17 protein-coding genes are annotated in these 13,014 nt (G+C 44.2%); 7 read left to right on the plus strand and 10 right to left on the minus strand.

Annotated features, from left to right (window positions below; genetic code table 11):
- Positions 1-18: 18 nt before the first annotated feature.
- The gene (locus M3193_RS06055) at positions 19-435 is read left to right on the plus strand and encodes a hypothetical protein (RefSeq protein ID WP_251625137.1); all 417 of its coding nucleotides are present in this window, start codon (positions 19-21) and stop codon (positions 433-435) included.
- A gap of 132 nt (positions 436-567) precedes the next feature.
- Positions 568-801 carry a YkuS family protein gene (locus M3193_RS06060; RefSeq protein WP_251625139.1) on the plus strand — a complete coding sequence of 78 codons (234 nt, stop codon included), beginning with the start codon at positions 568-570 and terminating at the stop codon, positions 799-801.
- Between the two features lie 39 nt (positions 802-840).
- On the opposite strand, the gene M3193_RS06065 is transcribed toward M3193_RS06060, so the two are convergent.
- The 6 genes from M3193_RS06065 to M3193_RS06090 all read right to left on the minus strand — a co-directional run bounded on the left by M3193_RS06065 (position 841) and on the right by M3193_RS06090 (position 4,945).
- Positions 841-2,046, minus strand: coding sequence for a dicarboxylate/amino acid:cation symporter (locus M3193_RS06065; protein ID WP_435372032.1), 1,206 nt, complete (start codon positions 2,044-2,046; stop codon positions 841-843).
- A 133-nt stretch (positions 2,047-2,179) separates the two neighbouring features.
- Entirely contained in the window at positions 2,180-2,485 is a 306-nt protein-coding gene (locus M3193_RS06070; RefSeq protein WP_251625144.1) for a DUF4870 domain-containing protein, read from the minus strand.
- Positions 2,486-2,549: 64 nt separating this feature from the next.
- Complete coding sequence (gene nagZ / locus M3193_RS06075) at positions 2,550-3,794, minus strand: beta-N-acetylhexosaminidase (protein ID WP_251625146.1); 1,245 nt, start codon at positions 3,792-3,794, stop codon at positions 2,550-2,552.
- Positions 3,791-4,177, minus strand: coding sequence for a DnaJ family domain-containing protein (locus M3193_RS06080; RefSeq protein ID WP_251625148.1), 387 nt, complete (start codon positions 4,175-4,177; stop codon positions 3,791-3,793). Before M3193_RS06080 ends, nagZ begins: the two co-directional genes overlap by 4 nt.
- Before the next feature lie 2 nt (positions 4,178-4,179).
- On the minus strand, positions 4,180-4,428 hold the full coding sequence (locus tag M3193_RS06085) for a hypothetical protein (protein ID WP_251625150.1): 249 nt from the start codon (positions 4,426-4,428) through the stop codon (positions 4,180-4,182).
- Positions 4,429-4,465: 37 nt separating this feature from the next.
- On the minus strand, positions 4,466-4,945 hold the full coding sequence (locus tag M3193_RS06090) for a PaaI family thioesterase (protein WP_251625152.1): 480 nt from the start codon (positions 4,943-4,945) through the stop codon (positions 4,466-4,468).
- Between the two features lie 209 nt (positions 4,946-5,154).
- On the opposite strand from M3193_RS06090, the gene M3193_RS06095 reads away from it, so the two are divergent.
- Entirely contained in the window at positions 5,155-5,598 is a 444-nt protein-coding gene (locus tag M3193_RS06095) for a hypothetical protein (RefSeq protein WP_251625154.1), read from the plus strand.
- A 143-nt stretch (positions 5,599-5,741) separates the two neighbouring features.
- Here the strand turns inward: M3193_RS06095 and M3193_RS06100 are convergent, their stop codons facing one another.
- The 4 genes from M3193_RS06100 to M3193_RS06115 are packed head-to-tail and all read right to left on the minus strand — an operon-like array spanning position 5,742 to position 7,902.
- The gene (locus tag M3193_RS06100) at positions 5,742-6,206 is read right to left on the minus strand and encodes an NUDIX hydrolase (RefSeq protein ID WP_251625156.1); all 465 of its coding nucleotides are present in this window, start codon (positions 6,204-6,206) and stop codon (positions 5,742-5,744) included.
- 27 nt (positions 6,207-6,233) lie between these two features.
- A complete protein-coding gene (locus M3193_RS06105; RefSeq protein ID WP_251625158.1) occupies positions 6,234-7,037 on the minus strand; it encodes a class I SAM-dependent methyltransferase in 804 nt (267 codons plus the stop codon).
- Entirely contained in the window at positions 7,034-7,489 is a 456-nt protein-coding gene (locus M3193_RS06110) for an NUDIX hydrolase (RefSeq protein WP_251625159.1), read from the minus strand. The genes M3193_RS06105 and M3193_RS06110 overlap by 4 nt, the downstream gene beginning before the upstream one ends.
- Complete coding sequence (locus M3193_RS06115; protein ID WP_251625161.1) at positions 7,486-7,902, minus strand: NUDIX hydrolase; 417 nt, start codon at positions 7,900-7,902, stop codon at positions 7,486-7,488. The genes M3193_RS06110 and M3193_RS06115 overlap by 4 nt, the downstream gene beginning before the upstream one ends.
- A gap of 61 nt (positions 7,903-7,963) precedes the next feature.
- On the opposite strand from M3193_RS06115, the gene M3193_RS06120 reads away from it, so the two are divergent.
- The 4 genes from M3193_RS06120 to M3193_RS06135 all read left to right on the plus strand — a co-directional run bounded on the left by M3193_RS06120 (position 7,964) and on the right by M3193_RS06135 (position 12,403).
- Positions 7,964-8,263 carry a hypothetical protein gene (locus tag M3193_RS06120; RefSeq protein WP_251625163.1) on the plus strand — a complete coding sequence of 100 codons (300 nt, stop codon included), beginning with the start codon at positions 7,964-7,966 and terminating at the stop codon, positions 8,261-8,263.
- A 116-nt stretch (positions 8,264-8,379) separates the two neighbouring features.
- Positions 8,380-10,200 carry an oligoendopeptidase F gene (gene pepF / locus M3193_RS06125; protein ID WP_251625165.1) on the plus strand — a complete coding sequence of 607 codons (1,821 nt, stop codon included), beginning with the start codon at positions 8,380-8,382 and terminating at the stop codon, positions 10,198-10,200.
- 137 nt (positions 10,201-10,337) lie between these two features.
- The gene (locus M3193_RS06130) at positions 10,338-11,084 is read left to right on the plus strand and encodes a hypothetical protein (RefSeq protein WP_251625167.1); all 747 of its coding nucleotides are present in this window, start codon (positions 10,338-10,340) and stop codon (positions 11,082-11,084) included.
- Between the two features lie 140 nt (positions 11,085-11,224).
- The gene (locus M3193_RS06135; RefSeq protein WP_251625169.1) at positions 11,225-12,403 is read left to right on the plus strand and encodes a pyridoxal phosphate-dependent aminotransferase; all 1,179 of its coding nucleotides are present in this window, start codon (positions 11,225-11,227) and stop codon (positions 12,401-12,403) included.
- Positions 12,404-13,014 lie beyond the last annotated feature (611 nt).

A 13,014-nucleotide genomic window follows, 5' to 3' on the forward strand; every position in this document is an offset into this window, starting at 1 on the left:
TGTTTCCGGGTAGATTACATGGTACTAGCATTCGAAAGGATTGAAGTTGAAATGACTGGCTTTGGCAATATGTCCGTAATGATCTTGTTTCCGATAACCCTTCTGTTGCTCACTATGGAAATTGTCCTCGCCTCCTATAAATCTTCTTCTCCCAAATGGACAGCGGGTCTGGCGTACGGCAATCTAATCATTAACGCCGCTTGGACAATCCTTATTACTTTCCTTCTTCTCAATCCATCGCTCATCTTGCCTTATCTGGCTGACGTCCTCGCTGATGTGTTCCAGAGGTCGCCGGATGATATCATTCCACAAGTACGTTTAATTGTCATGGTTATTGGAATCGCCTCCATTGCAACGGTGATCATCGATGCATTTACCGGTTTTAGAAAGCCCAGGAGCGAAGATGGCGATGTGAACGAAGCGACGCGGGAATGAACTGAGCTCTAAGCAATTAATTGAGCTCTTGATGGATTAATTGAGCCTCTCTTCAATATTCCACGTGTTTAGTAGTGTTGATTCCGGGAAGACATAGAATGGAAACACTTTACTAAATCGGAGGTGATTCAAATGGCGAAAATTGCAGTTGAAAACCCATTTGACGATGTGAAAGTGGCATTGGAGGAAAAAGGCCATGAAGTGAAAATGTTTGAAAGCGATGAAAAACTGAACGGCTATGACATGGGAGTTGTACGTGCGGTCAGCGATGTGAACGTCGATCAATTCGATTTCCCAGTCGTCAGCATTCACGGTATGTCCGTTCAAGATGTTGTAAATGAAGTCGAACAGCGCTTGGAACGTTAAAAAGACCGGAATCCAATACAGGATTCCGGTCTTCTATTTTCATTCACTATCCAATACATTCTCCGTGCCCGCAACAACGACGGCTGCAGAAGCATCCCCGACGACATTCACCGACGTCCGCATCATATCAAGCACCCTGTCGATTCCGGCAATCAATGCAATTCCTTCCAACGGCATATTTACGGAAGTCAACACCATCGCAAGCATAATCATGCCAGCTCCCGGCACTCCCGCTGTCCCGATTGAAGCCAAAATGGTAATAAGGACTACGGTCAGCAACTGGAGGAATGACAATTCCAAGTTGTAAAACTGTGCGATGAAAATGACGGCAACCCCTTGATAAATGGCTGTACCATCCATATTAACCGTAGCGCCGAGCGGAAGGACGAAGCTCGATATCCTATTCGGAACGCCCAGATTTTCATTCGTATTCTTAATCGTTACAGGAAGTGTCCCCGAGCTGCTGCAAGTACTGAAGGCGACTAATGCAGCAGGAGAAATCCCTTTAAAAAACCTTTTCGGACTCATTCCGGCAAATGACTTGACCGCCATCGAATAAACGACGACCGCGTGAAGGATACAGGCAATGTATACTGCCAAGATCACTTTAACGAGCGGCAAAAGGACGGAAAGCCCATATTGACCGATGACCGGAGCAAGTAGGCCTAAAATGCCGATCGGAGCAAATTTCATGACAATCCCGGTAATTTTGTACATAATTTCGGCAAAGCCTTCAAAGAACGTATAGACGGGACGCGCCTTTTCCCCGACCAAGGTTATGGCTAGCCCGACGAATAATGCAAAGAAGATGATTTGTAGAATGCCGCCCGTCGCCAAAGCAGTGAACGGATTTTCAGGTATGATATTCAATATAGTGGTGATGGTACTTTGCGGTTCTTGCGTCGCTGATTCAGGAGCGACCAATCCATCAGATGAAATTGATAAGCCTTTTCCTGGCGAAATCATGAATGCAATTGTAAGTCCAATGATTATAGCGATTGCGGTAGTCGCCAAATAATAGGTGACTGTCTTGACACCCATTCTCCCAAGCTGCTTCGGATCGGACGTACCTGCGACACCAACGACCAAGGTGGATAGAATAAGCGGAGCGATGATGAATTTAATTAACCGTAAAAATAAATCCCCGAACGGCTTCAGAAAATTGATTGAACTTCCGAACAAACTGCCTAAAATAATGGCTAACACGAAGGCGATAAAAATTTGCGTCACGAGATTGAATTTAATCTTCATGCCTCTCCCCTTTCTTATTTTTGTACGAATCTTTGCTACTACCAACATATACAAAACATGTGCATAACATGAATGATAATGGACAATAAAAAAGCCCCCAGACCGCTTTCGCGAAAAGGGGGGCCGATCAGATCCATCTGCCTACAATTGGATAATTATAAGTTTCACCTTGCAACGATTTCACAATCCCTAAGATTGGTACGATGATTGTCATCAGTGCGAAGACGATGATCATCGGAATGCCGATTAAGAAAATGATTAAAATCGCAGATATGAAAATCAATGCGCCCATCACTAATTGGAACAACAGCGCCTGAATGGATACTCTCTTCACTTCTGAATCATCCACAATCAAATAAATTAGGATCGGAACAAGGAATGGTGCAAAAAATGCGCTAGCATGAACTATTACTTTCAAACCTGTGTTTTCCATATAGGATACCTCCTTGTTTCTATTGTACTAGTATATACGGAAAAGCAAGGAGGAAGTTTCAATTTCAATCCATTAATTCAAAGAATTTCTGTTCAATTAAATTCAGATCGATTTCTTCTATTGGATCATCTTTCAATTTATAGCGTTCCTTCAACCTCAATATGCGCCTGACGCTTTCATCAATCCGTTCCTCGGAAATCGTCCCCGCTTCCACCGCGGCCTTCAATGCGTTAATTGTACCGACCTGGTTTCCATAATCTCCAGCTATCAGCAGCAGATCACTGCCCGCAACTAAGGACTGCACTGCCGCTTCCGGCACAGTATGCTCCTTGACAATTGCCCCCATTGTCAGGTCGTCCGTAATAACGACTCCCTCAAACTGCATTTCCTCGCGTAATAAATCCGTTATGACCTTCTTCGAAAGTGAAGAAGGATAATTATCATCAAGTTCTGGGAACATGATGTGCGCAACCATGATCGCGTCGGCCTGTTCTTCAATTGCCCGCTGAAAAGGAATTAGCTCATTTTCACGAAGTTCATCAAGCGTTTTTTCAATGACTGGTAATGATAAATGAGAATCCACATGTGTGTCTCCGTGTCCCGGAAAATGTTTGACGACCGAAATGATGCTTTTATCCGTCATGCCTTTCATCACGGCCGTGCCTAACTCTGCGACTGCATGAGGATCTGATGAGAATGATCGGTCCCCGATGACTGGATTTTCCGGATTACTATGGACATCCAAAACAGGTGCATAGTTCATGTTATAACCAAAGGCGTGCAATAGATCTGCAAGATAGACGCCGGTTTGATAGGCAAGCGTTCTATTACCTATGCGACCGAAATATTCTGCGGCAGGCAGTTTTTTCATTCCCGAAGGCACGCGGGACACGCGCCCACCTTCTTCATCAACCGAAATGAACAATGGAATTCTATAACCTGCATTCGCCCTCTTGCTTTCATTCAATACCTTCAATACCCCGGCAGGATCAGAAATATTCTTGCCTAGTAAAATGATTCCTCCAACATGGTATTGACGAATCAGACGATCCAACTCGTCGCCATACGTTTTCCCGTCCATTCCGACGATGAGCAATTGGCCGATCTTTTCGTCCAACGTCATATCTTCCAGCACTATAACCACTTTTGCAATTGTGATTTCCGGCAACTTAGTCACTTGCGCCCTTTCACTGAATGACGGGGCTTTAGTTCCGAATTTCTCTACTTTCGGACTGCACGCCGCCAATAGAATAAGGACGCATATGACAAACAAACCTATATTGCGGCAGGTCGTATTTCTCCATTTCACTTCCAAATCTCTCTTGCTCTGTCCAGCGAGTCAAGTGAGATGCGGCCCTTTAACATCGGAGGGGGACAATGCCTATTATGTTCTGCAATTTTTTGATTCACTTCATCTACACGCTTTTGCAGATTGGCCTGTTCCCCATTCGCTAATAATGATGAAATTTCATTGATCATGCCCCTGATTTCGTGTTGCAATTTCAACCAATGCGGCTTATAGCCTGCATCTTTTGCAATCCGCTGGAAATGCTGAAACGTGTCACCTGAAAAATACTCTTTCGGCAATGGTTTTCCGAAGCCTTTCAAATTCTCCATGCCATCTTCACTTCCACGTTTTTTCAACATGTCGCCGATCAGGTCATTGTACGGAGGCATCGAATTATCGGACATTCTTATCCCACTCTTTCGTCGATTTTTAGGAGGTCATTTTTGCCGGACGTATAGTCAAGTTTCATTTGCTCCAGCTCAAGCTTCATCTTTTCAGTTTCAATGATGAAATTCTGTTGCTTTAGCTTCTCAAGTTCGATTTCTTCCCTAACCATCTCTGCCTTGAACTTCATCGTCTTCCGCTTATAATCCGTCAAGATGGCGGTTATCGGGACACACATGACAATCGCTACAATCCCCATTACATATAACATCTTCCTATTTCCCCCTTCCTTTAAAAAATTAGCTGTTTTAATTTCCTGTGAATGTAGCTGGCATGACAACTCCGACAACTTCCCCTGTTGCACACAAAACGTCATCTGCAAATACTTCGACATTCACTCTCCATTTCTTTGGATGGATCTCTTCGACCATGCCGACTGCCTTCAGCAATTTCCCTTGTGGAGTCGGCTTCAAATAATTTACGTTCAAAGAAGCTGTGACGAAGCGCGGCACGTCTGCATCATCTCCTGGTTCATATCCATTCTTCCGATACAAAGCAAGTGCGCACGATCCGGTACCATGACAATCGACAAGCGATGCGATCAAACCTCCATACACGAATCCAGGAATCGCCATATGTTTTTGCAAAGGTTCATAATAGGTAACCGTTTTTTCGCCATCCCAGCCTGTACGGAAATGGTACCCTTCCTCATTCAGCCGTCCACATCCGAAACACCAGGCGAAGTCATCTGCGTAAAAGTCTTGAATTGCCTTAGTAAGCTTTTCCATTTTCAAACCTCCATATTCTTTATCATTTGAATACTAGTATAACAGTAAACGTTAACGATCACTTTTAATACTTTTCCGAGGTCTTTAAAAGTATTTCATTTATATTGCTTCGCCGTTAATTAATCTCACCGCAAAATCATAGCATGAGTACTATTCCATATAAGCTACCACTGCGTATACTATACAAACGAAGACTGGAGGAATTGAACATGAAAATACGAGCCTTCCTGCTCATCGCACTCATCATCGGCGGCATGTATACAATGATTGAAACCATCAATGATTTCAAAGAAAAAAGTTTTCCTGAATTCATAGATGCAGTAGATACCGAATTCGCTATGCTGACATTCACAAAGCCGATGATGAATGGCTCTCCAGCAGAAACTTGGAGCATCGATGATGAACATAAAGTCGATGAATTACTTCAATTCCTGGAAAATTATCATGTTAAGAAATTAAAACCGGAAGAAATTGACCCGGATGACAATATCGATGAATTCAGCATCAGTTTGAGAGATTCAGAGGGAAATAACATTACGATCGTTATTGCTGAAAATCTGATCATTCAAAACTCGCTGCTCTATTATGAGATCGTCGATGGGCCACTCGATGTCGATTGGATCGTTCGTTTCTTCGTTAGCAATCAATCCTGAAGCTTCATCATCTCCTGCAAGCATGCGAATTCACGTATAAAACTGTCGAAAGACGCATAAACGTTAGGAAAAACTCATAACTGCGATTAAATACGCATAACTCCCCACAGAAGCTTATAAACTCCTGCAATTACGCATAAAAATTAGTTACTGTTTCTTTTATGCGTAGCTGCATATTGCAGTATCATCGTCCGGATTATCGGATTCATGTTAACAGGTAGATTCTGCAAATTAAAGAAACCTACTTCTGATGTCTCAACGCCGTCGGCCAGCAGTTCACCGCCACGAATATCATCCGTTGCATAAACGACTGTCACCGAATAATATTCGTGGCCATTGTTTAAAACGGTATGAGTTTGTGCGCCGGATACCACGGTTATCAGATCCATCTTTCCGATCTGTATGCCCGTCTCCTCAAGAACTTCCCTCCGAGCCGCTTCTTCAGCAGATTCCCCAAGTTCCATAAATCCCCCTGGAATTCCCCAACGTCCATCCAAATTTTTTTGCAGAAGGATTTCCCCTTTTTCATTGAACACCCCTACCCCTGCACCAGTCAGCAACAATGGTCGGTTCCCGACGATTTCTCTCAATTCCTCAATATATCCCACGGTGTATTCCCCTTTTTATTAATAAACTTAACGGAAAACCTTCGAAGCAATAATTGTAAATGTTCCTGGAAGCCTATCAGCAATTCCTTCCGGTGAACCTACAGGAAATGCCCAGTGAACTCCCTTATCCTCTTTCATTTCTCTTATCTTCAAATTGGAATTAATAAGGGCATTGATGACTTCGGATAGCATCCATTGCCGAATTATATTTTTCTCCATTTTTTGTCGGCTTTGTTTGGGAAGTAAAGTTGAATAGGCCACCTCAACTTCCAAATACTTATCACTAAAATAGTTACCATCCAGTATCACTTCTCCATCTATGATACGTAACGTTTTAAAAACAATTGGATGATAATCTCTTACAATAAATATAGCTCTCTCTTTCATAAGCGTGGATACCTTTTGAAATAAAGGATGTAAATCAACGAAGTAATGAAGTACCCCCATTTCAAGAATGACGATATCGAATGTTGTAATTTCTTCTTCGGTCAATTCAAGCACATCTTTGACAATATAAGTAATCGAAACACCTGCCGCTTTTGCTAATTCCATTGCATAACGTTTATTTTCGGAAGATAGGTCGACTACTGTGACATCAGCTCCAAGAAGCGCAAAACAAACTGCTTTATTTCCTTTTGAACCAAGTAAATTTAGTACTCTTTTTTCTTTCACTTCTCCAATTTCGTTTAAGTAAAAGCTAATTTTATTTATCGGATCTGCCTTTAATTGTTCTGCATAAGTCGTAGGTGTACCATGTCGTGCCACCCATGCATGGTAAGCGTTTTGATTCCAACCCAACTTATTTCTTTCACTCATTTGATGTTGGTTCATGAAATTCCCCTTTCAAGCTTATCGGCTAAACCATCAGGAAATAACACTTTTTCACCTTTTACGAAATCCATTATGTCAATCCACTTTGCAACTGAGACTTTCTCGTTTTCCTGTAAATAAAATAGCTCTCGTTTATAGTTTTTCTTATTCACGAAACCGACTTTGTATACTAGAATCATTTCATGTCCTAGCTGTTCATTAATCATAAAGATGTTTTCAATACAAGCTATAAAACATTCTATTTCCACTGCTTCTTTTACTTCTTCTTTGAATTCCCGAATGAGCGCATCAATCGACTTCTCCCCGAATTCGATTGATCCTCCAATAGGACGATAATAAATCCCTCTTCCTCGCGAATGCTCCCCATTAAATTCTACAACTAATAAGCGATGTCCGGATTGCAGAATGCCGAATACTTTTGCCTTTGGGTAATTTGCGTCTTCTTTGGTCAAGCCTGTATTCCTTGAAATGTATAGGTTATCGATGTTTCCAACATTTCACTAAATCCACCCTCATAGTAAGGCATTGCTTCATTCGCGAATGAAAGATCTTTCCACTCGGCTTCTAAAATGCCGCCTTTATCTAGGACTTCCACTTCACCTTCGACCACTTCCGCCATAAACGTGAAAAACAAAACATGGTTATTTTCCTGTTGCCTGAACGCCTCGTTTACCGTCAGCAAACGCCCGATTCTTACCGTAAGGCCGGTTTCCTCCCATGCTTCCCGCTGTGCTGCTTGTTCCAACGTCTCCCCTTTTTCCACGCTACCACCCGGCAACGTCCAGTTATCATATTTCCTATTCTTCACCATGAGCACTTTTCCCTTTTTTAGAATGGCTGAATAAACAACGTCGACTCGATTCATTATTGAAATCCCCCATTTCATATATACTTAGAATCATAACTTATCGCCGGAGGGATGGACAATGGAATTCAGAAATATCGATGAACAAGTCATACAAAAATACAGGGAGGATGAAACACTGATGATCCGCCTGTTCGTGCAATGGTGCGCGAACAACGAATTGGATCCTCAACTGCTCTACAAAAAAGCGTATCCAGAACAAATCGCAAACCCAGCATTACAAGAAGTAATTGAAGACGATGACGGATTTGACGACCTTCATATAGACAATGAAGCGATGCTCGATGTCCTGCAACTTTTCGGCAATGAAGACCTGGCTTTCATAGTCGCCGATGAAATCGAACGGCTTACGAGAAAGTGAAGAAATATCATAGCTTACAGAAATGACTATTCATTTTTACTTTTCTATAAGTTTGCTATATACTATTCATTAGTTCGACATCCGTAATAAATTGAACTGAAAAGGGAGAGATGAAAATGGTAAAAAGCTTACCGCCGCGTTCAGCAGTGAACATCGAAGAAACATGGAATTTGGAAGATCTATTTAAAACAGAAGAGGACTATAATGCAGCGATTGAACAGCTCGAAAGTGAAGTCGCATCTTTTGAAGAGCGCTTTAAAGGGAACATCACCGATGAGAAAACAATCATCGAAGCTATAGATGGCTATGCTTCCATCATGGGCAAAATGGTACCGATCGGAACTTACACAAGCCTAGCGCATAGTGTGGACCAAACGAATGATGAAGCGCAAATGCGCGCAAGCAAATACGGCTCGATCGCTTCTAAACTTGGAAGCCAGTTATCCTTCTTCACAAGTGAGATTTCCGAGTTATCGAGCGAGCTATTGGAAAATGCAATGAACCAATCCGCGGAGTATAAAAACTATCTTGAGGAACTGATTCGTCAAAAACCACATAAACTTCATCCTGAAGTGGAAAAAACATTGGCGGCATTTTCTTCTGTACTGAACGCCCCATACGGACTGTACAATACGACAAAATTAGTTGATATGAATTTCGATGATTTTGAAGTTGACGGCGAAAAATACCCGTTAAGCTATACGACATTCGAAGGCGGCTGGGAGTCCGAAACGGATACGAAAAAGAGACGGGCAGCCTACGACGCTTTCCACGCTAAATTGAGAGAGTATCAGCATACGACTGCGAAGACGTACGATATGCATTTGCAGAAGGAGAAAACAACTTCCGACTTAAGAGGATATAAAGATGTATTCGAATACCTCCTTTTTAACCAGGAAGTCGATCGCTCCATGTACGACCGCCAAATTGATTTGATCATGGAACATCTTGCGCCTCATATGCGTAAATACGCAAAGCTTCTTCAGAAGGTTCACGGACTTGACGAGATGACTTTCTCGGATTTGAAAATCTCCTTGGATCCGAACTATGAGCCTAAAATCACAATTGAAGAATCAAAGAAATATATCAATGACGCACTGGCCATCATGGGTGACGATTACATGAATATGATCGAGCGTTCCTATAAAGAGCGCTGGACTGACTTTGCACAGAACGCGGGCAAATCGACAGGCGCATTCTGCTCAAGTCCTTATGGCGTACATCCTTATATTTTAATTTCCTGGACAGGCAGCATGGAAGATGTGTTCGTTTTGGCGCATGAGCTAGGGCATGCAGGTCATTTCTACAACGCCCACCAGCACCAGAACATTTTCAATTCACGTCCATCCATGTATTTCATCGAAGCACCTTCGACGATGAATGAGATGTTAATGGCGAACCATTTGCTTTCCAATTCTAATGATCCGAAATTCAAGCGCTGGGTTATTTCCTCCATTGTGGCGCGGACGTACTACCATAACTTCGTCACACACTTATTGGAAGCGGCTTATCAGCGTAAAGTATATGAGCGCATCGATGCTGGCGGCAGTGTGAATGCGAATGTGCTGAACAGCCTGAAACGCGGAGTCCTTGAAGAATTCTGGGGACATGACGTGAAAATTAATGAAGGCGCGGAATTGACTTGGATGCGCCAGCCACATTATTACATGGGCTTGTATCCATACACTTATAGCGCTGGCTTGACGATTTCCACACAAGTTTCGAAACGTATTTTGGAGGAAGGGCAACCTGCTGTCGAAGATTGGCTGAAAGTACTGCAAGCAGGCGGCACGAAGTCCCCTGCGGAGCTTTCTAAAATGGCGGGAGTCGATATTACGACGGAACAACCTTTACTTGATACGATTTCATATATTGGCGAGTTGATTGATCAGCTCGTTGAATTGACAGAAGAGATTGAAGCTGCACAAGTGAAGTGATCTTTGGATGAGCTGTCCCTTTTAAGGAGGGACAGTTTTTTTATTGAAGTTGTCATTCGTTTTTCCATCCGATATGATAAATATAAATCTAGTAATCGCAATTTTTTCTATCATTTATTTTGAAATGAGGGGTTCACTTGTCTTCCACACAATCCAATTGGTATGTCCGGTTCGGCTGTCTTGCGCCTATTATCGGGATAGCTTCCATGTTTTATTTCATAAAGCGTGATGCCTTCCTTCCAGGCTTTATATTTTTCGCCTTATTCTTCGGGTTTGCAATACTCTTTTTATCCCTGTCGACACGGACGGAAGAAAAGTTGAAAGCTAGCCAGAAAGAATACATGTCCACTTTCCAACCGAAATCAACGAGTTATTTCGAATCGCATGCCTTTATTGCCGATGATTTACTTTCAAAGATTGTGGTTGACGAAAGGAATCGCCGAATCCATTTTTGGGAGCCTGCTCCATTAATCGATGGCAAGCGGGTAAGAAAAGCATTTCACAGGATGCCATACATACTTTCTGACTACCCTTATTCTGCGCTGTTGGCGGTGGAAGTTTATGAAAACGGCACACGCCAGAAAACCGTCGTGAACGAAGCCGACGGTACAATGGAACGCATCGAAGCGCTCGGACAATCCGTCACACAGATCATCAACAATAAAATGCCGATTGCAAAAAAGGCGATTCACCGGAGAGTTGCCAATGTTGAATTGAAGATGATCATCGATGACGAGACGAAACCGGTCCGCATCATCCGTTTCTATGCCAATCTTGATAAACGGCTTAAAAGGGATTCAAAGGAATATATGGATTTGCAACGACAGGTCGACCATTGGGTTTCCCTATTGACTTTCATCATGAATAATAAGCAGAATGATTGAAGCCGCAACCCGGTTCGAAACGGGCTGCGGCTTTTTCATTTCCCGCATAAAATCATGTTGAGTTTCCTAAGACGCATATAGTAGAATGAAAGAACAACATAGTCAGACGAGTCAAAAAACTATGAAAACGAGGTCGTTACATGTTGATTGCAAACCGTGTACGAAACATGCCACCCCATTTCTTTTCTTCATTAGTTAAAAAAGTCGATGCAGCCAAAGCTGCCGGATTGGACATTATCAACTTAGGAAGGGGCAACCCAGATCAACCGACACCCGCTCATATTATAAAAGCTTTGCAGCAAGCTGCAGAACGTCCGGATACTCATGGATATTCGCCTTTCGACGGCATTCCTGAGCTAAGAAATGCCATCTCGGCGTTTTACAAACGTGAATATGATGTGGACGTGGACCCGAATACGGAAGTCGCGGTACTAGGAGGCTCCAAAATAGGACTTGTCGAAGTTCCTTTGGCGATGATGGATGAAGGCGAACTGCTTTTGCTGCCCGATCCAGGATATCCCGATTATTTATCAGGAGTCAGTCTTGCGAATATTACTTATGAAACGATGCCCCTCCTGAAGGAAAATGGGTTCATGCCTGATTTCGATGCACTATCTGAAGACGTGAAGCAGAGAGCGAAAATCATGTATTTGAATTACCCGAACAACCCGACAAGCGCCGTTGCAACCGTCCCCTTCTTTGAAGAAGCAGTCTCATTTGCCAAGGAGAATGATATTTTCATTTTGCATGATATGGCGTATGGCGGAATCGGTTTCGACGGCGAGAAGCCTGTCAGCTTTATGCAAGCGGAAGGTGCAAAAGACATTGGGATTGAAATGTACACATTATCGAAGACATACAACATGGCCGGCTGGAGAGTCGCCTTTGCGGTCGGAAACCGACAAATGATCGAGGCGATCAATAAACTGCAGCATCACTTGTTCATCAGCATTTTTCCTGCAGTTCAACATGCAGCGATTGCCGCTTTGACAGAAGATCAGGCATGCGTGCGCGAACTGACTGCATTGTATGAAACACGAAGAAATATACTCATCGCAGAATGTAAACGGATCGGATGGGAGGTGGAAGCGCCGAAAGCGTCGTTCTTCGCCTGGCTGACTGTTCCGCCAGGCTATACAAGTGAGACGTTTGCGGATATTCTTCTACAACAGGCGGGAGTCGTCGTTGCTCCGGGACATGGTTTCGGAACGCATGGTGAAGGATACGTGCGGGTCGGCCTGCTTGCAAGTGAAGAACGCATTGCTGAAGCTGTTCGGAGAATCGAGAAGCTGGGGATATTTTCTGTGAGTGAAGCATGATATGAAAAGGGCCGCCTTCGGTTGAGGCGACCCTTTTTTATGCGCGACGAATTGTGTCTTTGGGCGCGGGGGTGTCTGCTTTGGGCGCGGTAGCTGCCTCTTTGGCGCGGAACCGGCCTCTTTGGGCGCGGAACCGGCTTCTTTGAGCGCGGAATCGCTCTCTTTGGGCGCGGAATCGGCTGCTTTGCGCGGAGCCCACCTCTTTGGGCGCAGAACCAGCTGCTTTGGGCGCGGAACCGGCTGCTTTGGGCGCGGAGCCCACCTCTTTGGGCGCGGGACCGGCTGCTTTGGGCGCGGAGCCCACCTCTTTAGGCGCGGAACCGCTCACTTTGGACGCGGGACCACTCACTTTGGGCGCGGGACCACTCACTTTGGGCGCGGAACCGCTCACTTTGGGCGCGGAACCGGCTGCTTTGGGCGCGGAACCGACTGCCTTGGGCGCGGGACCGGCTGCTTTGGGCGCGGAGCCCACCTCTTTGGGCGCGGAACCAGCTGCTTTGGGCGCGGGACCGCTCACTTTGGGCGCGGAGCCCACCTCTTTGGGCGCGGAACCGGCTGCTTTGGGCGCGGGGGTGTCTGCTTTGGGCGCGGAAGCTGCCTCTTTGGGCGCA

This window comes from Sporosarcina luteola (genome assembly GCF_023715585.1).
GTDB classification, from domain to species: domain Bacteria; phylum Bacillota; class Bacilli; order Bacillales_A; family Planococcaceae; genus Sporosarcina; species Sporosarcina luteola_D.